This is a genomic window from Koromonas humicola (assembly GCF_059726255.1).
The window spans coordinates 3,410,416-3,431,461 of record NZ_AP040873.1 but is presented as its reverse complement, the minus strand read 5'-3'; the positions used below and the strand labels follow the sequence as shown (position 1 = coordinate 3,431,461).

22 protein-coding genes are annotated in these 21,046 nt (G+C 56.8%); 17 read left to right on the top strand and 5 right to left on the bottom strand.

The window, feature by feature from the left end; genetic code table 11:
• Positions 1 to 341: 341 nt before the first annotated feature.
• Both AC6IZD_RS15095 and AC6IZD_RS15090 read right to left on the bottom strand, forming a co-directional pair.
• Positions 342 to 1,232, bottom strand: coding sequence for an SDR family oxidoreductase (locus AC6IZD_RS15095; RefSeq protein WP_497784184.1), 891 nt, complete (start codon positions 1,230 to 1,232; stop codon positions 342 to 344).
• A gap of 1 nt (position 1,233) precedes the next feature.
• Positions 1,234 to 2,136 carry an aldo/keto reductase family oxidoreductase gene (locus AC6IZD_RS15090; protein WP_497784182.1) on the bottom strand — a complete coding sequence of 301 codons (903 nt, stop codon included), beginning with the start codon at positions 2,134 to 2,136 and terminating at the stop codon, positions 1,234 to 1,236.
• A 70-nt stretch (positions 2,137 to 2,206) separates the two neighbouring features.
• Between AC6IZD_RS15090 and AC6IZD_RS15085 the strand changes: the two genes are divergently transcribed.
• Positions 2,207 to 2,842 (top strand): TetR/AcrR family transcriptional regulator, encoded by a 636-nt coding sequence (locus AC6IZD_RS15085; protein ID WP_497784180.1) that lies wholly within the window; start codon positions 2,207 to 2,209, stop codon positions 2,840 to 2,842.
• A gap of 116 nt (positions 2,843 to 2,958) precedes the next feature.
• Here AC6IZD_RS15085 and AC6IZD_RS15080 read toward each other — a convergent pair whose 3' ends face one another.
• The 3 genes from AC6IZD_RS15080 to AC6IZD_RS15070 form a co-directional block, all read right to left on the bottom strand.
• Positions 2,959 to 3,720, bottom strand: a complete 762-nt coding sequence (locus AC6IZD_RS15080; protein WP_497784178.1) for an SDR family NAD(P)-dependent oxidoreductase — start codon at positions 3,718 to 3,720, stop codon at positions 2,959 to 2,961.
• Positions 3,721 to 3,828: 108 nt separating this feature from the next.
• Complete coding sequence (locus AC6IZD_RS15075) at positions 3,829 to 4,104, bottom strand: ArsR/SmtB family transcription factor (RefSeq protein WP_497784176.1); 276 nt, start codon at positions 4,102 to 4,104, stop codon at positions 3,829 to 3,831.
• Positions 4,105 to 4,212: 108 nt separating this feature from the next.
• Complete coding sequence (locus tag AC6IZD_RS15070) at positions 4,213 to 6,117, bottom strand: ABC transporter ATP-binding protein (protein WP_497784175.1); 1,905 nt, start codon at positions 6,115 to 6,117, stop codon at positions 4,213 to 4,215.
• 133 nt (positions 6,118 to 6,250) lie between these two features.
• On the opposite strand from AC6IZD_RS15070, the gene AC6IZD_RS15065 reads away from it, so the two are divergent.
• The 16 genes from AC6IZD_RS15065 to holA all read left to right on the top strand — a co-directional run bounded on the left by AC6IZD_RS15065 (position 6,251) and on the right by holA (position 20,999).
• A complete protein-coding gene (locus AC6IZD_RS15065) occupies positions 6,251 to 6,826 on the top strand; it encodes a TetR/AcrR family transcriptional regulator (RefSeq protein WP_497784174.1) in 576 nt (191 codons plus the stop codon).
• Positions 6,817 to 8,415 (top strand): DHA2 family efflux MFS transporter permease subunit, encoded by a 1,599-nt coding sequence (locus tag AC6IZD_RS15060; RefSeq protein ID WP_497784172.1) that lies wholly within the window; start codon positions 6,817 to 6,819, stop codon positions 8,413 to 8,415. Before AC6IZD_RS15065 ends, AC6IZD_RS15060 begins: the two co-directional genes overlap by 10 nt.
• Before the next feature lie 28 nt (positions 8,416 to 8,443).
• A complete protein-coding gene (gene hemW / locus AC6IZD_RS15055; RefSeq protein WP_497784171.1) occupies positions 8,444 to 9,634 on the top strand; it encodes a radical SAM family heme chaperone HemW in 1,191 nt (396 codons plus the stop codon).
• 41 nt (positions 9,635 to 9,675) lie between these two features.
• Positions 9,676 to 10,728: a threonine aldolase family protein gene (locus AC6IZD_RS15050; RefSeq protein WP_497784169.1), complete on the top strand. Its 1,053-nt coding sequence runs from the start codon at positions 9,676 to 9,678 to the stop codon at positions 10,726 to 10,728.
• Between the two features lie 57 nt (positions 10,729 to 10,785).
• A complete protein-coding gene (locus AC6IZD_RS15045) occupies positions 10,786 to 11,430 on the top strand; it encodes an SRPBCC family protein (protein ID WP_497784168.1) in 645 nt (214 codons plus the stop codon).
• Positions 11,431 to 11,552: 122 nt separating this feature from the next.
• Positions 11,553 to 12,695 carry an acyl-CoA dehydrogenase gene (locus AC6IZD_RS15040; RefSeq protein ID WP_497784167.1) on the top strand — a complete coding sequence of 381 codons (1,143 nt, stop codon included), beginning with the start codon at positions 11,553 to 11,555 and terminating at the stop codon, positions 12,693 to 12,695.
• Between the two features lie 74 nt (positions 12,696 to 12,769).
• Entirely contained in the window at positions 12,770 to 13,723 is a 954-nt protein-coding gene (meaB, locus tag AC6IZD_RS15035) for a methylmalonyl Co-A mutase-associated GTPase MeaB (RefSeq protein ID WP_497784166.1), read from the top strand.
• A complete protein-coding gene (gene tsaB / locus AC6IZD_RS15030) occupies positions 13,672 to 14,433 on the top strand; it encodes a tRNA (adenosine(37)-N6)-threonylcarbamoyltransferase complex dimerization subunit type 1 TsaB (RefSeq protein ID WP_497784165.1) in 762 nt (253 codons plus the stop codon). Before meaB ends, tsaB begins: the two co-directional genes overlap by 52 nt.
• Positions 14,434 to 14,435: 2 nt before the next feature.
• Positions 14,436 to 14,891 carry a GNAT family N-acetyltransferase gene (locus tag AC6IZD_RS15025; protein ID WP_497784163.1) on the top strand — a complete coding sequence of 152 codons (456 nt, stop codon included), beginning with the start codon at positions 14,436 to 14,438 and terminating at the stop codon, positions 14,889 to 14,891.
• Between the two features lie 74 nt (positions 14,892 to 14,965).
• Entirely contained in the window at positions 14,966 to 15,184 is a 219-nt protein-coding gene (locus AC6IZD_RS15020; protein ID WP_497787591.1) for an HP1242/YdcH family protein, read from the top strand.
• Between the two features lie 58 nt (positions 15,185 to 15,242).
• Positions 15,243 to 16,691, top strand: a complete 1,449-nt coding sequence (locus tag AC6IZD_RS15015) for a TlpA disulfide reductase family protein (protein WP_497784161.1) — start codon at positions 15,243 to 15,245, stop codon at positions 16,689 to 16,691.
• 68 nt (positions 16,692 to 16,759) lie between these two features.
• Positions 16,760 to 17,392 carry a phosphatidylserine decarboxylase family protein gene (locus AC6IZD_RS15010; protein WP_497784160.1) on the top strand — a complete coding sequence of 211 codons (633 nt, stop codon included), beginning with the start codon at positions 16,760 to 16,762 and terminating at the stop codon, positions 17,390 to 17,392.
• Between the two features lies 1 nt (position 17,393).
• On the top strand, positions 17,394 to 18,299 hold the full coding sequence (locus tag AC6IZD_RS15005) for a CDP-alcohol phosphatidyltransferase family protein (RefSeq protein WP_497784159.1): 906 nt from the start codon (positions 17,394 to 17,396) through the stop codon (positions 18,297 to 18,299).
• Positions 18,296 to 19,336 carry an Asd/ArgC dimerization domain-containing protein gene (locus AC6IZD_RS15000; protein ID WP_497784158.1) on the top strand — a complete coding sequence of 347 codons (1,041 nt, stop codon included), beginning with the start codon at positions 18,296 to 18,298 and terminating at the stop codon, positions 19,334 to 19,336. The genes AC6IZD_RS15005 and AC6IZD_RS15000 overlap by 4 nt, the downstream gene beginning before the upstream one ends.
• The gene (lptE, locus tag AC6IZD_RS14995; RefSeq protein ID WP_497784157.1) at positions 19,333 to 19,869 is read left to right on the top strand and encodes an LPS assembly lipoprotein LptE; all 537 of its coding nucleotides are present in this window, start codon (positions 19,333 to 19,335) and stop codon (positions 19,867 to 19,869) included. The genes AC6IZD_RS15000 and lptE overlap by 4 nt, the downstream gene beginning before the upstream one ends.
• Positions 19,870 to 19,871: 2 nt before the next feature.
• Positions 19,872 to 20,999, top strand: a complete 1,128-nt coding sequence (gene holA, locus AC6IZD_RS14990) for a DNA polymerase III subunit delta (protein WP_497784156.1) — start codon at positions 19,872 to 19,874, stop codon at positions 20,997 to 20,999.
• The last annotated feature ends 47 nt before the right edge of the window (positions 21,000 to 21,046 follow it).

Here is a 21,046-nt window from a genome sequence, read left to right as displayed (position 1 = left end):
GTGGAGACGATCCAAATCCATCGATGACTTCGTGTCGGGGGACTAGGAGGGGCGCCGAGTGCGGGGGACTCTTCAATAACTGCAGACTGCTCAGTCGCAGATGGTGCCAGTGGCGTCATTTCTTTCGGAGGAGATCATTATCAACAAAACACCTCTGAATGAGAACTGAAAGTTTTCTAATCGAAACTTAGAAGCAGCATCGGCCTCGATAAAAGGCGCTTCCTCGCTGCTAGTTACCTTTGTGGTTCATGTTGCGAACGAAGGGGGCGCACAAGGAATATCCTCGGTGCCCCCCGAAGCGTTCATCCGCAATATTGGAGATAGCTCTTCATCACTTGCGATCAGGAATAGCGCATATTATCGAGGTCCGAAATCAGTCCCGGTCCTGTAGGATTCCATCCGAGCATCTGCCGAGTCTGTGCGCTGGAGGCCGGCATGTCCCACGCCGCAAAGGGTGCCACCCAGCCGAAATGTCCGGACGCTTCCTCCTGCGACAGTGAAACAACTGGAACCTTGAGACCACGGCCGATCGCCTCAGCGATGTTTCGGAATTGCACGCCTTCTTCGGCCACCGCATGGAATCTTGCGCCCGCGACGCCTTTCTCCAGTGCCAGACGAAATAGCGTTGCGGTATCTAGCCGGTGAGCGGCGCACCAGCGATTTAGGCCATCGCCAACGTACGCTGAAACACCCTTCTCGCGAGCGATGCGAGCTACGTACGTGACGAGCCCTTGCTTCGTCGTATCGTGAATCTGCGAAAGTCTCATCACTATCGTCTTCACACCCCGACTTGCCACCGCCGCCGCAGCTTCTTCAGAGGCAGCACGGGGCACCGTCGAACTGCTCGATGGCTCATCGTTCTCCGTGGCCATCTGACCCGGCCGCGAGTTGCCCATTGCTGTCCCTGAGGTGACGACGAACGGACGGCCAGAGCCCTCAAGTACGGATCCAATCGCCTCAATCACGCGACGGTCGTTTTCCGCATGCACTTTGTAATTCGAGAAATCGTGGTTGAACGCCGTGTGAATCACTGCGTCGCACACCGCGGCTCCGGCACGCAGACTCTCGATGTTCTCAAGGTCTCCGCGATGCACCTGCGCTCCCGCTCTTGCGAGTGCTTCGGCGCCAGCGTCGGAGCGTGTAAGGCCGAGAACCTGATGGCCCGCGTTAATGAGTTCTGGGACTATTGCTGAACCAATAAAGCCTGTGGCACCCGTAACGAAAACTCGCATATCAGTGAACTCGCTCCTTCGTACCGATGGAATCAAGCTGGTTGAGAATGTCAGCGGGAATTTGCAGCGTTGCTGCCTGCATGTTCTCCCGAAAATGAGCGAGAGAAGATGTGCCGGGAATTACAAGAATGTTTGCCGAGCGATGCAGCAGCCACGCAAGTGCAAGCTGCATGGGTGTGGCGTCCAGGCGCGCTGCGGCGTCCGTCAAAGTGGCAGATTGCAGTGGCGTGAAGCCGCCCAGAGGAAAGAACGGCACGTATGCAATGCCATCATGCGCTAGATCATCGATCAGCGCATCGTCCGCTCGATGCGCGAGGTTGTACTCGTTCTGCACACACACGATTGGAGCAATTCGCCGTGCTTCCTCGACCTGTGCGAGTGTGACGTTGCTTACGCCAATATGACGGATCAATCCCTTCTGCTGAAGCTCCGCCATAGCAGTCAGCGGTGCCTCGATCGATCCCTCGACAGGACCATGAACATCGAGCATGACTCGCAGATTAACGACGTCGAGAACGTCTACTCCCAAATTGCGAAGATTGTCGTGAACGGCGGTAGTGAGATCCTCACGTGAGTAAGCCGGAATCCATGATCCGTCCTCGCCGCGACGTGCACCGATCTTGGTGACAATCACAAGGTCGTCAGGATACGGCGACAGCGCATTTCGTATGATCTGGTTAGTGACGTGAGGCCCATAAAAGTCTGACGTGTCGATGTGATTCACACCGCTGGCGACGACTTCTCGTAGCAGCGCAATTGCTGCATCTATGTCCGGTGGAGGCCCCCACACCAACTTGTTGCCATCCCGTCCTGCAAGTTGCATTGCGCCGTAGCCCATTCGGTTCACAGCAGTTGTTGTGCCGGGCAACGTGAACCTGCCAGCCGAAGTATTCTTTTCTGCCATTCCTGCTCTCCCTGTACATTTCTATTTAAAATCATTTGATGAAGGATTCTTCAGGTTTGGAGTTCGCATTATGTCAGCCAACTCGCTAGCTGCATTGGAGCCAAGAAAAACGCCCACTCAAGCGCGGGCGGCTGTAACCGTGGAAGCCATTTTTGAGGCGACCATTCAGATTTTGATCAGCCACGGGTTGGATCGTTTGACGACGACGCGAGTTGCGGAACGCGCTGGAGTATCGGTAGGAACTCTGTACCAGTACTTTCCGAACAAGCAGTCTCTGCTCTTCGCTGTTCTCGAAAATCACCTGAATGCCGTTGCAGCAAAGGTTGAAGCCGCTTGCGAGAATGCGCGTCATAAGCCGCTTTCGGAAATGATCAAGGCGATGGTCGAGGCTTTCGTTGATGCCAAAATGGAGCGCGCCGACATTTCTGTCGCTCTCTACCCGATTGTCTCGGAGGTCGGTGGCCCCGCGCTGATCAAAGGCATCGGGAAGCGTACCCGTCGAGCCGTTGAAGCGATGCTTCAAACAGATCCAGGGGCTCATTCGCGAGCCGATAAGATTGCCATTGATGTAATGCTTGCGGCGATGGCGGGCACGATGCGTTGGCTCCTAGAGAATGCGCCGTCCCCAGCCACAATCCGTAGATCGCGCGAGCAACTCGTGCTGCTGTGCCAGTCCTATATGGCCGCCACAACCGGCAGGTTGTAGATGCGGCGTGCAACTCACCGGCAAGATGCCGGCTTATACTTGGCCCAATGCAATGGTCACATATCGTCTCTCGAACAGTGGCGACATGTGACCTTGCCGATGTCTGTTGCGTTCCGTTAAACGCGGGCTCCTCCGCTGACGGGAACAATCTCTCCAGTGATCCACTGCGAGTCATCCGACGCAAGAAACACGGCTGCTTTCGCAATGTCTTCGGGGGTGCCGATACGGCCGAGCGGAGTGTGTGCGACTGCTTCCTTCGCAAAGTCGGTTTCCTGCACGTTCCCACCTACCATCGCACGAACGCCTTCGGTTTCAACCAGTCCGGGAGACAGCGAATTTACGCGAATCTTCCGTCCTCCAAGTTCGCGGGCCAGCGCCTTTGTAATCACATCCACAGCGCCCTTCGTCGCACCGTAAACTGAAGCGCCCGGCATCGGAGTAAGTGATGCAATCGAGCTCACGTTGATAATGGATGCTCCGCTTCCATTCACGTATTTCGCAACTTCATGGGTCGCAAGAAGTGTTCCGAGCACATTCGTGTCAAACATCCGGTGGTAGCTCTCTTCCGCAAACTGCTCGATCGGTGACATCTCGTAAATACCTGCATTGTTCACGAGAATATCTACGTGCCCCAGATTGGTGTTCACGTCTGCAAAGAGTTTCTTTACTTCCGAAGCTTTGGCCACATCTGCCTGAAACGCCTGTGCCTTGCCGCCTGCGCCAACGATTTCATCCACAACGGCCGTGGCCCCTGCTTTGTCAGACCGATAATTGACCGCTACGAATGCTCCCTCTTTCGCCAGCGCCTTGGCGATTGCTGCCCCGATCCCCTTCGAAGATCCCGTCACAACTGCCACTTTTCCGCTCAGCTTGCCCATCGTCTCTTTCTCCTCGCAACCGTTAGATGTTCATCGAATAGTTCGATGCACGTCTAACTGATGAACCATGTGGAGGCGAGGATTCGAGGAAAAGTGATGAAAGTTTCGTTACGCGATCTTCTGGAGGTAGGCGAGATAGTCTTTCCAGGTCTTCTGGTTGACTCTCAAATGCATAAACTTCGTTTCCCGCCGGATCTGGATGAGTCCTACTTCGGTGAGTTCCTTCACATGGTGCGAAAGCGTGGCAGGAGTAATCTCGAGGCCGGAGCGTAGGCCGGAACAGGCAAGCTCGTTGCCGTCGCAAGAGGCGATACGCTGGAAGATGTCGAAGCGTGTTGCGTCGGCAAGCGTTTTGGTGATTCTTTGGGCCTGTTCACGAGTCATGATCGTATTCGCGCGCTCCGCAATTCTAGTTCCTTGAAACCTGAACAGTCAGCACGCTCCAACCTCTTCCCTCCGGCAACGCATTGTGCTCGACTTACGCCGACGACGCTAATCCGCGCGGGCCTCCGGAGCCGGTTGCAGCGGAACGGCCGCCACTGCGGTCCCTAGTTCCTGGTCCTTGTACTGCAACTGATAAAGCTTCCAATACACACCCTTCAAAGCGAGCAATTGCTGATGGGTACCCATCTCGCGAACCTTTCCCTTGTGCATCACGATTATCTTGTCGGCCCGTTGAATCGTTGAAAGTCTGTGGGCAATGACCAGCGACGTGCGACCTTCGACAAGCCTTGTCAGCGCATCGCGCACTCGGAATTCCGTGTCTGTATCCACGCTCGAAGTCGCTTCGTCGAGAATCAGGATTCGAGGATTATGCGCCAGTGCGCGTGCAAACGACACGAGTTGTTTCTGCCCGGTCGAGAGCGTATTTCCACGCTCCTGCAGTGGCGTATCGAATCCTTGCGGCAACGACTGGATGAAATCAGCTACGTTCACTTCTTCCGCTGCCTGTTCCACCGCAGCCCGCGTGACGTACGACGATCCCAACTTGATATTGTCGGCGATCGTTCCGCTGAACAGGAAAGGATCTTGCAGAACCACGCCACAGCGCCGCCGTAAATCTTGCAGATTCATTTCACGCACGTCCACGCCGTCGATTTTCACCGCGCCCTTCTGCACGTCGTAGAAGCGCAGCAGCAGCGAAATCAGAGTAGTCTTGCCCGCGCCCGTGTGGCCGACAATTGCAACCGTCTCTCCGGGTTCGATGGTGAACGAAACCCCGCGCAACACCCAGTCCCATTCCTCGCTGGGAATAACCTTTCCGTCCTTCTCGATCGGAACATGCCGGTATGCAAACCAGACGTCATCGAACTCGATCCGCCCCGGCCCCTTCGGCTCTTTCGGGTTTTCGGGAGACACGATCTTGGCCTCGGTGTCGAGCAGTTTGAAAATTCTCTCTCCAGCCGCCATTGCCGATTGCAGAATGTTGAACTTCTCACTCAGGTCCTGGATTGGGCGGAAGAACCTTTGGGCGTACTGCATGAAAGCCACCAGCACGCCTAGCGTCGTCACTCCTGAGAGCACGCTGTGTCCGCCGTACCAGAGCACGCAGGCGATAGCAATCGATGAAAGCGTTTCGACGATGGGATAGTAGAGCGCATAAGCCATGATCGCGTCTTTGAATGCCGTCATGTGCTGCGCATTCACGGCCTCAAACTCTTCATACGACTTGCGTTCGCGATTGAAAAGCTGCAGCGGAATGATGCCGCTGATGTGCTCCTGCAGAAATGAATTGATGCGGGCGATAGCAACGCGAATCCGCCGATAGCTGTCTCGCACAGCTTTGCGGAAAATCTGGGTGGCCACAATGATGATCGGCATCACGAGGAAAGCGATGAGTGCCAGCCGCCAACTCATCGACAGCATCACCCAAAGAATTCCAGCGAGAACGAAGACGTCCTCGACAATCGACACCACGCCCGAGGTGAACATCTCGTTCAGAGCGTCAACATCGGTTGTTACACGGGTCACGAGTCGCCCAACCGGGTTCCGGTCAAAGAAGGCGATGTCCATCTTTTGCAGATGGCGGTAGATCTGGCTTCTCAGGTCAAACATGACCTTTTGCCCGGTCCACTGCATTAAGTATGTCTGCAGAAATTCAAAGACAAACCCGAGCAGCAATAAGCCGAGGAACAATCCGCCAATCTGCGCGATTCCGACCAGCGGCTGCGGACTCAAATAGCGGTCCAGGAATGTATGTCCACCAGCGTGCGAGGACAGGTACTTGTCGATAGCGGTCTTCGTCAGGTAGGGGCCAAGAACATCCGCTCCTGCTTTCAACACGATAGCCGCCATCGCCAGCCCAACTTGCAGCCAGTAAGGGCGCAGATACCCAATGAGCCGGTGCACAATCCGGCGGTCGTAAGCTTTACCTAGTACTTCTTCCTCTGCAGCCATGTTCTCCTATTTTAGATGGAGGTAGGGCGATTCGCGTTTCAACATCTCTGTTTTCATCACGTCCTTTGTCCACATGAGTTTCTGATCATCATTTGTTTACAGCGTAAACAAAGTGTGTACACTGTAAACAGGGATGAACGCGAACACCCAACCCGGAAGCCTCCGCGAAACGATACTTGAAACTTCGCGCAGACTTTTTTCCTCAGAAGGATACGAGAACGTGTCCATGCGCCGTATTGGCCAGGAAGCGGGATGCTCTCCAATGGCCGTTTACCGGCACTTTTCCAGCAAGCAGGAACTGCTGCTTTCGATTTGCGAAGAATCTTTCGCTCACATGATCCGCAATCTCGAGCGGCCGCATCCCGATCTTCCGCTTGTCGAACAGTTGCGCGCCCGTATGCTGATTTTCATCCGATTCTGTGTCGCCCATCCCAGCCATTACCGGTTCGCTTTCGTTGACTCGAGTTTCGCTGGCATCGATGTGCCATCGCGCCGCTATCTCCGCGAACGCTTCAAGACCGCCGTATCCGAGTGCATCTCCCGCTACAATCTGCCTCTCGATCCGGAAATCTATACGCTCACCCTGCTCGCCTCCATGCACGGAGCCGTCCTCCTGCTCATCTCGGGCCAGAAAGTTGTTGCATCCCGCGAAGCATTCCTTAAAAGCGTGGTCACAAACGCAACGGAGGTTTTCGAGAAGTGCCGGTAGTAACCTCCGCCGCCGTCGAGGTGACGCCCACTGTTCCTGAAGTTAACCCGTGGCTTATTGCGATGACCGTCATGCTGGCCACGTTTATGGAAGTGCTCGATACCAGCATCGCGAACGTGGCACTTCCGCACATCGCGGGATCTCTGTCGGCGAGCGTCGACGAAAGCACCTGGGTGCTCACTTCGTACCTCATTGCCAATGCCATCATCCTGCCGCTCAGCGGATGGTTGACCGAAGTCTTCGGGCGCAAGCAGTTTTACATGGGGTGCGTCGTGCTGTTCACTGCAAGTTCATTGCTGTGCGGCATCGCGCCCAGCCTGAGCCTGCTCGTTCTGTTCCGCATCATGCAGGGACTCGGAGGCGGAGGACTGCAGCCTTCCGCGCAGGCTATCCTCGCCGACACGTTTCCGCCGAGCCAGCGCGGTATGGCGTTTTCGATCTACGGAATGGCCGTGGTCTTCGCTCCAGCAATTGGGCCCACTCTTGGCGGCTGGATCACCGACAGCTATAGTTGGCGCTGGCTGTTCTACATCAATGTGCCAGTTGGAATCCTGTCTCTTCTGCTCGTTTCGCGACTCATCCACAATCCTCCGGCGCTCTCAGGCAAGCCGATTACACGCGACAATCTGTTCTCAATGGATTGGACCGGCATGGGACTCCTCGCTCTCGGGCTTGGCTCCCTTGAATTCGTTCTCGACAAGGGTCAGGAGGACGATTGGTTCGGCTCCGATCGAATCCGGGTGCTTGCGGCAGTTGCGGTTGTCTGTCTGGTTGCTGTTGTCATTCGAGAACTGGTCATCAAGAACCCGGTTGTGGATCTCAAGCTTTACCGCGAGCGCAACTTCACGCTCTCGCACATCCTCATCTTCTGTCTTGGCTTCGTGCTCGCGGGCAGCACCGTACTTCTGCCGCAATTTTTGCAAACTTTGATGGGCTACTCTGCTACGCGTGCCGGCATGGTGCTATCGCCTGCCGGAGTCGTGCTCATCTTTGGAATGCCGATGGCAGGCATGCTTCTGGGGCGCGTCGGTGCACGCCCGATGATTGTTTTTGGCTTCTTTGTGCTCGGAACTTCTCTCTGGCTTACTGCTCGGCTGCAACTTCAAACCGACTATGCGACGTTCACGCTCGTTCGCATGATGTCTTCAGTCGGGCTGGCATCGTTGTTCACGCCCATCAGTACTACGTGTTTTTCGCGCGTGCCGCCGGGACGCAATAACGCTGCTTCTTCGCTCTACAACCTCATGCGCAACCTCGGCTCCAGCTTCGGAATTGCCGCGGTCACGACCGTTCTCGCCCGCCGGGTGCAGTTCCACCAACTCCGGTTGGGCGAACACATCTCCAGCGCCCGTATCCAGGCCCAGCAAGCGCAACTGGGATCGTACCTGGCGCAGCACGGCAATGGGCTGGCCGCACCATCCTCCCGTGCAGCCCGCATGTTGTACGGCAGTCTTCAGCAGCAAGCCGGAGCTATGGCCTACCTCGATGCTTTCTGGCTCCTCGGAACCCTCTGCTTCATCATGCCTCTCGTGGCTGTCTTCATAGTTCGCGTCCACCACTCGCGAACCGCCACCGTACATGCGGAGTAAGCACTGGCGATACACTTAAGGCTCTGGCATGACCTCTGAAGTCCATTCCGCCGTTTACGTGTCGGTCCCTTTCTGCCGGACGAAGTGTTCTTTCTGCAACTTCGCCTCGGGTGTTTTTTCGCGTGAGCGCTTCGATCGCTATATCGCTCACCTCGAGAGCGAGATTGCAAACGCACCCGCAGTAGCCGCCGAAATCGGATCGAAGTTCGACCCGGTCCTCGACTCTATCTACCTCGGAGGCGGCACTCCAAGTGTGCTTTCGCCCGACCAACTCGACCGCCTCTTCGCCGCGATCGCTAAAGTATTCACGCCTTCCCCAAAGGCTGAGTTCACGGTCGAAGTGGCACCGGGTACACTGTCCGACGAAGTTCTCGACAGCCTAGTTCGCGCCGGAGTGAATCGCGTCTCCCTCGGAGTACAGTCGTTTGTGGATCAGGAAACGCGCTCAGTTGGCCGTGTGCATACCCGCGAAATCACGCTTCAGGATGTTGCGCGCCTTCGCCAAGCAGGCATAGCGGAAATCAGCATTGATCTGATCGCGGGCCTGCCTTACCAGACACGTGAAAGCTGGGAGCATTCGCTGGACGAAGTCCTATCGCTCGCAGTCCCGCACGTCAGCGTTTACATGCTCGAAATCGATGAAGATTCCCGTCTCGGACGCGAACTCATCGCCGGAGGCACGCGCTACCACGCTCACCACGTTCCCGATGAAGATCTGACCGTTGCTCTCTACGAGCGGGCTTGCGAACGCCTTAACGCTTCCGGTGTCTCGCAATACGAAATCTCCAACTTCGCTCGCACGGGACACGAATCCCGTCACAATCTGCGTTACTGGCAACGTCTCCCGTACTTCGGATTCGGCGTTGACGCTCATTCCATGCTCACCACTCCAACAGCGTCCGATCCTCATTCTGCCGTCCGATTCGCCACTCCTGACTCGCTTGAGGCCTTGCTCGCCGGAGCCCCTTCCGAGCGCACATTCATCTCCCGCCAGCAAGCGCTCGAAGAAACTTGGTTCCTCGGCCTACGCATGAATCGCGGAGTCGAACTTGCCGCAATCGAGCGCGACTTCGGCCCGGAGGCTCTCGCGTTCTATCGCCCGATCATCGCCGACCTCATTCAACGCGAGCTGCTAGCGTCGACTGGTGGCTTTGTGTGCCTCACCCCCCGCGGACGTCTGCTTTCGAACGAAGTCTTTACAGCATTTCTGCGCGACTAGCGTTTAGACTGTTCTATTCCACACCTTTTTGGGGAGCACTCATGAGCACACCTTCGATTGATCTTCGTAGTGACACCGTAACTTTGCCCAGCGACGAAATGCGCCGCGCCATGGCCGCCGCCGAAGTTGGCGACGACGTTTACGGCGAAGATCCAACCATCAACCGCCTCGAAGCTCGCGCTGCCGAAATCTTTGGACGCGAGGCTGCCATCTTTGTTCCATCCGGCACCATGGGCAACCAGATCGCGATCAAACTGCACACCCGTCCGGGCCAAGAAATCCTGTGCGAGGAGCGGGGCCACATCTTCAACTATGAAATGGCCATGCTGAGCTGGTTCAGCGGATGCATTGCTCGGCCCATCGCTGCTCCCCAGGGAATCCTGTCCTGGAACCTGATCGCCCCGAAGATCGCGGGCCCTACCTATTACCTTGCGCAAACTGGCCTTGTCGAGATGGAGAACACACACAACATGGCCGGAGGCACCGTCACGCCAGTTGCGGTAATGGACGACATCTGCGCCAAGGCTCACGAACGCGGAATCCCTGTGCATCTCGACGGAGCCCGCGTGTTTAATGCCGCCACTTATCTCGGCAAGCCTGTTGCGGAAGTCACTCGTAGCTTCGATTCCGTCATGTTCTGCTTGTCCAAGGGATTGGGCGCGCCAGTTGGTTCACTTCTGGTTGGCAGCAAGGAATTCATCCAAGAAGCGCGTTCTATTCGCAAAGCGCTCGGTGGTGGCATGCGCCAAGCCGGAATTCTCGCCGCCGCTGGCCTGATTGCGCTTGAGTACGGCCCCACTCGCCTTCATGAAGACCATGAGAACGCTCGCGTTCTCGCCAAGGGATTGGCCGAGATTCCCGGAATCACGATCGACCTCGACACCGTTCAAACGAACATCGTGATTTGCGACATCAGCGGGACCGGCAAATCTTCTTCTGAGATCGTCTCTGCGCTCAAGGCTGAAGGCGTACTCTCCGGAACCGTCAACGCGCAATCGGTTCGCTTCGTCACCCACCTTAATGTCTCTCGTGCGGACTGTAAGAACGCTCTCCAGAAGCTCCGTACCATCTGCCAGTCGCGGGTTACTGCTTAGGTTAGGGTTCGGCGACCGGAGCGACGCAGGTTGCCTCCGGTCGCATCCAACCCTGCCATGGCTTTAACAATTGAATATGCCGCAATTGCACAGTGTGCTCCGCACCACCTCTGGAGGGTTTTCGAAGAAATTGAACGCTGGCCGCGCTGGGATCCCCAAGCCATCAGCGATGTCCGCTGGGTAAGTGGAGACCCGTGGACCAAGGGTTCGCGCTTCACCATCCAGATGCAAAAGCCAATGTCCTTCCAACTCACGCCCGAAATCATGGATGTGGACCCGCCTGTGTTCGTTCATCTTCGCGGAGAGGGCAAGGGAATCGCAGGCGAGCAAATCTATGTCTTTCGTTGGCTCGATGAGGCGCACACAACCGAGGTGCGAACTTTGCAGCAGTTTTCGGGCGGCACCGTTAAGCTGCTGGGCCGCACGATCAAGCCTGCTCTCGAGGCTGGGATCAAGAACCTGGTCATGCGCGTGGTGGAAGAAGCTGAGTACCTCGCCCGGGTCGATGCCGTGCCTATTCCTGCCGAGATGCAATCCGCCCGCCGCGAACCGGAGCACGATCCCGGCGATTACGAGCGACTCCCTGTAGGCGATCCGGATCCCGCAACCGAAAATTCTGTTCCACCGGAAGGTGACCCGATGCCTCCCTCCGGTGATTCTGCCCCACCTCCGGCAGGCGACCCGCCGCCGAATCGGGAGTAGGCGCAACTCTCCCGTGCGGCATTCGGCTCTCACTCTGCATCTATGACTCTGAACTTGGGAGTGTAAGCACCTCTGGGCCCTCGGGCTCAGGTCAGTGGCCTCGACATAGCAACGGAGTACGTGTGAACTTTCAACTCAACGATGAGCAGTTGCAGCTTCAGAGCACCGTGCGCGAGTTTGCGGCGCGCGAAATTGCCCCTCATGTGCAGGAGTGGGACGAGAGCTCGTATTTTCCCCTCGAAACTTTGAAGCAGCTCGGAAAACTCGGCCTCATGGGCTGTATCTTCCCCGACGAATACGGCGGAGCCGGATACGGCTACATCGAGTACGTGATCGCTATCGAGGAACTGTCGAAGGTTGATGGCTCTGTCGGAATCATCGTCGCTGCCCATACCTCTCTCTGCACGAACCACATTTTCATTGCCGGAACCGAGCACCAAAAGCGGAAATACGTCCCGCTACTCGCCTCAGGAGAGTACATCGGAGCCTGGGCGCTCACGGAGCCGGGCAGTGGTTCCGATGCTGGTGGAGCGCGCTGCACCGCAACCCGCAAAGGCGACCACTGGATACTTAACGGCACCAAGACCTTCATCACCAATGGAAGTCATGCCGACGTGGCGGTCATCATTGCCGTGACTAATAGATCTCTGGGCACCCGAGGTCTCTCCGCATTCATCGTTGAGCGCGGTACTCCCGGTTTCCGTGCCGGGAAGAAGGAGAATAAGCTTGGCCTTCGCGCGTCCGACACCTCTGAGCTGATCTTGGAAGATTGCGAAGTTCCACATGAGAACTTGCTCGGCAGGGAAGGAGAGGGCTTCGTTGACGCTATGCGAGTCCTCGATGGTGGACGCATCTCCATTGCGGCGCTCGGCCTTGGTATGGCCACCGGAGCTTACAACTGCGCACTCCAGTACAGCCGCCAGCGCAAGCAGTTCGGCCAAGCCATCAGCGAGTTTCAGGGGATTCAGTGGAAACTTGCCGACATGGCGACCGGGATCGATGCCGCCCGGTTGCTCACAATGCGCGCGGCCTGGCTCAAGGATAATCACTGCAAAACCACCCTTGAGTCCTCTATGGCTAAGCTCTATTCGTCCGAGGTTGCCGTGAAGGTCGCCAACGAGGCTGTCCAGATTCACGGCGGCTACGGGTTCATAAAGGACTATCCCGCCGAGAAGTTCTATCGCGACGTGAAGCTGTGCACCATCGGCGAAGGCACGAGTGAAATCCAGCGGCTGGTCATCGCGCGCAATCTGCTGGATCGCTAATCAATTTCGTATCTGCGCCTCCCAGTGCAGGTTTGCTCCGTCGCTTTGTTACACTAAAACCGAGAACTTATACCGTGAATCCCTCTATCGCAACTTGGGTTGAACTGATTCGCGCGGGCAATCTCCGCGCCCTTTCGCGTGCCATCACGGCGGTCGAGAATCGGACCTCTGATTCGCACGACTTGTTGAAAGCTCTATTCGCGCACTCTGGCGGTGCTCGCATTGTCGGACTCACCGGGGCTCCCGGCGCAGGCAAGAGCACGCTGGTTGATTCTCTGGCTGCTCAGTACCGAAAGCGCCAGCAGACGGTCGGCATTATTGCCATCGATCCGACTTCGCCCTACACCGGCGGCGCGATTCTTGGCGATCGCATTCGCATGCAGTCGCATACCGGCGATGACGGAACCTTCATTCGCAGCATGGCCACCCGCGGCGCGCTGGGCGGCCTTTCTAGCACCACGGCCGATGTTGCAACCGTGCTCGATGCCAGTGGACGCGACCTTGTCATTATTGAGACCGTAGGCGTCGGACAAGATGAAGTGGACATTGTTCGACTCGCTGACGTCACCATCGTTGTTCTCGTTCCCGGCATGGGTGACGACGTCCAGTCCATCAAGGCTGGCATCATGGAAATCGCTGACATCTTCGTCATCAACAAGGCCGACCGCGAGGGCGCTGAACGCGTGGAGCGCGAAGTGAAAGCGATGCAGTCGCTTTCCATGCGCAACGATAGTTGGACTCCGCCCGTAGTGAAGACGATTGCCAGTACCGGCGCTGGAATCCCGGAGCTTGCCGCGGCCATCGATCAATACGAAGAGTTCCTAACCACCAGTGAGATTGGAAAGCAGCGGCGCATCGCCAACTGGCGCAATCGTCTTCGCGAAATGTTGCGCGACGAGGTGCTCCGCCGCATTGTTCACAAAGCTTTTTCAGACGAAGCCGTCAGCGAATACGCCACGCAGGTTGCCGCTCAGCAGTGCGACCCCTACTCGCTCATCGACAGCATCGTCGGAAAGCTCGCGCGCTAGGTGCCGTCGTGCTTACTCTCGTAATAGATACCGCAGGGCGGCAGGGAACTGTTGCACTTCTGCGTGCGCAATCTCACGGCCTTGAAACGCTGGATTCCTCCTCGCTCCCGGGTGGCCGGTATTCAGAGGTACTCGTGCCCGCAATCGCCGAGATGCTCGCCCGGCACGATCTTCAGAAAAGCTCACTGGAACTCATCGCCGTGGCCAGTGGCCCGGGATCATTCACCGGCCTTCGCGTTGCTATTGCTACCGTGAAGGGATTGGCCGAAGCCTTTGACAGACCGGTTGTCGCCATCTCTGTTCTTGAGGCAATGGCGCTTGCCTCCGGAGTTCAGGGCAAGGTTCTCGTTTCACTTGATGCTCAACGTAGCGAGGTCTTTACCGCCGAATACGACGTCAGCTCTGGCGTCCCCGTTCTCGTCGAACGCGAAGCAATCTCGAAAGTGTCTGATTTCGTAGCCCGTTACGCTGCGGACGGCTCGGCGCAGCAGGTATTCACACCCGATGAAGCTCTGGCCGCTCGGCTCAAAGAATCTGGTCTCCTGACTGAGCTGATTGCACGCCCGTCGCCCGAGATTTTTGCCCAGATCGCCTATCGCAGATTCGTCTCTGGCGAGCGCAGCGATACCTCTTTGCTCGATGCCAACTACGTCCGCCGCTCCGATGCCGAACTCGTTTCGCCTTCAAAGCTCGGCGTTGTTCAGCGCTAGCCATGGAAATCCGTCTCGCATGCGAATCTGATTTGCCGTCGCTGATCGCTATAAGCGAGGCCGCCGATTCCGCAGCCCATTGGACTCTCCAGCAGTGGGCAGACATTTTTCGCCTCGACTCTCCCCGCCGCTCCGCCTGGATCGCTCGCGACCTGCAAAGCCAAAGTGACGTCGGATTCCTTGTCTCTCTGCAGAACGGTCCAGATTGGGAATTGGAGAACATTGCCGTGCTGCCCAGCTTCCGTCGGCACGGAACCGGAACGCAGCTCGTTTCTGCCTTGCTCGCCGGCGCACGATCCGCAAACGCCGAGCGTATTTTGCTTGAGGTTCGAGCCTCAAACTTATCGGCCCGTCACTTTTATGCCATCACCGGTTTTGACCAATTGGCATGCCGAAAGGGCTATTATGAAAACCCCGCTGAAGATGCACTAATCCTGGTGCTGCCGCTCACAATTTAGCTTGCGATTTTTGTTGCCCACTTCCGACCCCAATGCTAGCGTTACGACACCTGATTTCAGGCTTGGAGGTGCTGATGGAAGCTCCAGTACGCGAACAGCTCCTGGCCAGCAGCGATGAATTTCGCAAGCTGGCAGATGAACACCGCAATTACTCCCAGCGTATCGAATCTCTCGCCAACAAAAAGTACCTGTCCGAAGAAGAAAAGATCGAAGAAATCCGGCTGAAAAAGCTCAAACTGCACATTAAGGATCAGATGGAGTCCCTCAGGGCTCGTGCTCAATTAATCGCCTGAGTAACCGGCGCCCCTGAGCGCATTGCGCTCGCCGAGCCGTAAAACTCCGTGCCAGAGGATGACCACTTCCGCCCGCATGTGGCTGGTCATCCTCTCGCCATTTACAGGGGCCTTTCGTCCGGGCCAGCTCTGGCCTGCTTCCCTCGAAATTACGAGTATGTTCAAATGCAGTATGCAAAAGGCTCTCGTACTCGCCTCTATGCTGTTTGCTGGCTGCATGGCTCAGGCTGAGCAGGCGGCGCTCCCGAATCTTGCGTGCAACTGGTCGGCTCAACTCACGGCTTCGCGGCCCGGACAGAGCGATGGGTACAGCGTTCCTTTCACTCTGCGGATCGAGAAGACCTCCTCAGGCCTGCATGCCGAACTTGTAAATGGCAGTGACCGAATCCCGTTTTCGTCGGCAGCCGAACGCATCGAGTTTTCTTCCACTAAATTGCACGAAGTCGTCCTGCATCTCGACCAGTACGATTCCACGCTGACAGCTCGGTGCACCTCGCCTGCGTGCAACGCACTCGAAGGCCAGTACGAACGTCAGAAGGGCTCATCTGTTTCGCGCTATCCGTTTAGTGCGCATTGTGATCGCAACGCCATTGTCCCTCATGCCGACCCTGCCAAGGTGGATGCCAATGTTTCCGGCGACTGGCAATTTACTTTCACCGACGAGTCCGGCAAGCCCAGTGCCGAGCCCTCGGCTCCTGCGCACTTCACACAGTCTGGCAGCCATGTCGAGGGAACGATTGCTCCTATCAGCGGAGACTACGGATTGCTTTCTGGAGAAGTAGCCTTCGCGGAGTTTGTCTTCCCGCGCCCGACTACAACGAAAGACGCAGGGCTTCACCTCTCTCGCTTCGATGGCATCCACGTACTTCGTCTCGATGGTCGCCTTGTCTCGCCCGATCGCATGGAAGGTGTATTTCACGAGGCGCCCACCAGCACACTGCATTTTGTAGCCACCCGAACTGCACCATCTGCCTCGACCGGATTCGACGAATCGGAGCACATAACTACCGTCGCTGATCCCGCGGCGCCATTTCGCTTTCATGGCGCTGATCCGTCCGGCGCCACCATCACGCAGGACGACCCTCGTTTCCGCGGCAAGGTGGTGCTGGTTGATGTTTTCGGAACATGGTGCCCGAACTGCCACGACGAAGCTCCGCTCCTGCAGTCTCTCTACACGAGGTTCCATGAGCGCGGCCTCGAAATTGTCGGTCTCAGCTACGAATACGTGGAAGATAGCACCCGCAACCAGCGCCTCATTGGTATTTACCAGAAGAAGTACGGAATCCAGTTCCCGCTGCTGCTTGCCGGAACCACCGACTCCGGACAGATTGCGAAGACTCTGCCGCAGTTGCGAAACTTCGGTGCCTACCCAACCACGATCTTCCTTGATCGTCACGGTCGCGTGCGTCTCATCCATGCAGGGTTTTCCGGTCCGGCAACGGGTCGAATGGAAGAGGTGCGACAAAGTTTTGAGCGCACAATAGTCAAATTGCTGGATGAGCAGTAACCTTATCGAGCCCTGCACCGTTTCAGGGCCAATCTGGCGTCGCGCTTCGATATAATCGAGAGGTCCTCATGGTACGCGACGGAATCTATTACGCGCTGGCTTTAGTTGCAGCGGCGATCCTGATTGGTTATTGGACTACGCCTCTGCTCTCGGTGGTGCCGCTCCTTTTGGCGGCCTTTTTCCTCTGGTTTTTTCGAGACCCGGAGCGCGTCATTCCGTCCACGCCTGGTGCGGTGGTTTCACCTGCCGATGGCAAGGTGACCTCGGTTACCGATATTCAGGTCAACGGCGAATCGCGACTCAGCATCAGCATCTTCCTCAACGTGTTCAACGTCCACGTGAATCGTTCTCCGTACGCTGGCGTCATCACTGACGTTCAGTACCATCGCGGCAAATATCTGAATGCGATGAATCCGGCATCGGCCGAGGAGAACGAGCAGAATGTCTGTACATTGCGAACCGAGGAAGGCTACTGCATTGTTTTCAAGCAGATCGCCGGACTTCTGGCGCGCCGCATCGTCTTTTCGCGCCAAATCGGGGATCGCGTTGCGCGTGGCGAGCGTATCGGGCTCATCAAGTTTGGATCGCGCTGTGACGTCATTATGCCTACCGAGGCCAAGGTGCTGGTAAAAGTGGGCGACGCCGTGCATTGCGGCTCTTCGACGCTTGCCGTCCTGCCGCCGACGCAAGGAGAACTCTGAAATGGAATTGCCAAACCGTCGCATGACCGACGGGCAATCGCGCCGATTGCGTAAGGGCATGTACATTCTGCCCTCGCTGTTTACGACGGCGAATCTTGCGGCAGGTTTTTACGCTATTGGGCAAACTGCTGTAGGCGCGGCTCACGCTTTGGGCATGATCGACGGCGGAGCTGACCCTCTGCACGCCGGTTCGGCCTATTTCGATCACGCAGCTATCGCCATCGGTTTTGCTGTCTTTTTTGACGGCATGGACGGAGCCATCGCGCGCCTCACACATACGACCAGCGACTTTGGTAAGGAACTTGACTCGCTTGCCGACGTGGTTACGTTCGGCGTGGCGCCCGCAATCCTTGCCTGGATGTGGGGATTCCTTTGTCTTCCGGCCGCTCTTGATGTGGACCTGCGCGACAAACTGATTCAGTTTGGAGCGATTGTCGCATTCGCCTTCCTCACGGCTGGTGCTTGCCGTCTGGCTCGCTTCAATATCACGCTGAATCCGCAGCCGAAGAACCCCGGCCGTCCTGACAGAAAGTACTTTGTCGGCATGCCCATCCCTGGTGGAGCGGGCTGTCTCGCCGCTGTTGTGCATTATTTCCGTGGCTATCCCGTACAGGCGTGGTGGGGATCAACCATCTGGATGGCGTACATATTCCTTTGCGCATTTCTGATGGTCAGCACTTGGCGTTTCTGGAGTGCGAAGAGCATTGATTTCCGAAACCGTCAGGCCTCGCGACTTCTGGTGATTCTCGCGCTCATCCTGACTGCGATCTGGTTCTTCCATCACTACGTTCTCATCGTTCTTGCGGTTACATATATGCTTTCGGGTGTATTCTTCCGGCTCACGTATGCATTGCGGCGGAAAAATCCTGTTTCGCCGACACCCCCGCCGGTTCTTGGTGAATCATGACAACTACCCGAAATTCCAATTTGTTTCGCGTCGCCCTCGTCGGAGCCTCTGCCCTGAAAGGGAAGGAAGTTCGTGATGTACTGAGCGAACGCAGCTTTCCCGCAGTTGATTACAAACTGCTCGATGAGGACGAAGCTCTCGGACAACTCGACGCTGTGAACGATGAGCCCACGGTGATTCAGGGCGTACTGCCTGAGCATCTCGAAGGCGTCGACTTCTCTTTCCTCACGGCAGACGAGTCATACATCTCGCAGACCTGGACTACGGTGCGCGACTCCGGCTCGGAGATCATTGATCTCAGCTACGCCCTGGAGAACAACACTGACATCACTTTCCGCGCCCCGTGGGTAGAGCGCGAACTTGGCAGCACACCCGAGGTCGCCTTGCAATCCGCACCGGTCGTGATCGCTCATCCTGCAGCCATTGCGCTGGCCATGTTGCTGTCGCGATTGCAGAAAGCAGCGCCGCTGCAAATGGCTACCGCTGTTGTCACGCAGCCTGCTTCCGAATATGGTCGTCGCGGGCTCGACGAACTTCACGACCAGACGATCAATCTGCTCAGCTTTCAGCAGATGCCGACTGCAACGTTCGGAACCCAGGTGGCGTTCAATCTGTCAGCACAACCAGGAGCGAATGCCAGCCCAACGTTGGGCGAGGTGGAAGCGCGCATAGCGCGTCACTTCAAGATCATCACGCACGACCAAATTATTCGCCCGGCACTGCTTCTGGTTCAGGCGCCTGTTTTTCACGGCTACATCATCGCCCTGTATATCAGGACCAGAAACACCGTTCCGACTGCTGATCTTGAGGCGGCCCTTGCTGGCCCGCACATCACAGTGACCAACGCCGAGGAAGATCTCCCCAGCAACGTGAACATCGCTGGTTCGTCGGAAATCCTCGCCAGTGTTCGTCCTGACAGTTCGGGCGAAGGCTTCTGGATCTGGGCTGCCTGCGACAATCTTCGAATTTCGGCTCTTCAGGCCGTTGAGTGCGCTGAAGGCATGGTGCAAACGCGTCCGCGAGGCCAACTGCAATGAACCTGTCGTTCTGCGCCTCTCGGCTCGTCGTAGCAGTCCTGCTCTCGCTGTCTCTGCTGACTGTTTCCTGCGGCTATCACGCTGCAGGAAAGGCGTCGCAGCTTCCGCCTGATGTCAAGATGCTCGCCGTGCCGTCGTTTACCAACCAGACGCGGACATATCACATAGAGACCAACCTCACCAACGCCGTAATTCGCGAGTTCAATACGCGTACCCGGTATCGCGTTGTGCACTCTGAAGCCAACGCCGACGCAGTGCTCAAAGGCACAGTGACCTCGGTCGAAGTAGCGCCGGTTGCGTACGACTCCACAACGGGCCGCGCCGCCACAGGCTTGGTCACGGTCATGATGAACGTGACGTTGACCGCGCAGGACGGTCGCGTTCTCTACAGCAATCCGAATTACGTATTTCGCGACCAATACCAGATTTCCAATGAGCTCTCCAGCTTCTTCGAGGAGCAGGGGCCTGCTCTCGATCGCATCTCCCGCGACTTCTCGCGAACCCTGGTAAGCAACATACTGGAGGCGTTCTAGAAGTGAAGGCTTTCGCTCCAGTCGAACGGTTCGTCAACGATGTAACCTCGCGCAAATTGCAGGCAGGCTATGTTTTTGTGGGCGATGAGGGATTCTTCCGGCGCACATGTCGCGACGCGATCCTCAAGCACCTCATTCCCGAAGGACTGCGAGAATTCAGCTTCTACGAGTTCGATCTTGAGTCCTGTGAACTGGTTGAGGTTCTCGATCGCGCCCGCACTCCATCGTTGATGGCTCCATTTCAGGTGTTCTTCGTTCGTGGAGTCAAATCTCTCTACGGCCGGGGCAAGCACGACTCCGAATTTGCTGCGATTGCCGATTACGCAAAGAATCCCAATCCCGACGCGCTTCTGATCCTTGTAGCCGATCACATCAGCATTCCTGCCGACGTTCGTCGCATGGAGATGACCGACAAGGAGCGCTACGAGAAGATTCGCGAAACCCTCGGTGACTCGCTCACCGTCGTCGAATTCGCCCGAGTTGACGAGAGCGAAGCTATCAAGTGGCTTAACGAAACTGCCTCTCAGCACTCGGCCAAGATTGACTCCGACGCGTCGCACGAACTCGTCGACTCGCTTGGTGGCGACATGATGATGATCTCCAACGAACTCGAGAAGCTTCTGCTCTATGTTGGAGAGAAAAAACGCATCACCCTCGGCGATGTAGAAACCATGGTGCTTGCGGCCAAGCAACGCACCCTCTACGAACTTACCGACGCTCTTTCATCGCACAACCGTCCCCGCGCCCTTGAGATCCTCGACGCCATGCTCACCACAGGAGACGGCGACGAAGCTGCGATTGGCCACCTTTACATGCTGGCCCGCACATTCCGCCAGATGCTCGTAATCCTTGAGCGGAATGTTCGCGACACTCGCGCTCTGTACCAGGTCCTATGGCAAGGATTCCGCATTCCACCCTTTGCCGCCGAAGACGTCATCCGTCAGGCTCGCCGCTATAAATCTCGCCGCGAACTGACCCGCGCCATCCGTCTCATTTCTCGTGCTGACGCCGCCCTGCGCACGAATCCTCCCAGCAAGCGCCTCGTGCTTGAGAATCTCATCCTCGACCTTGCCGCCGAACCTAAAGAACACGCTCCTGTCTGGCAGCAGGAAATTCTGCTCGAGTACTAGCCACAAACATTCGCGCACAACGAAAACGGCAGGCCGAAGCCTGCCGT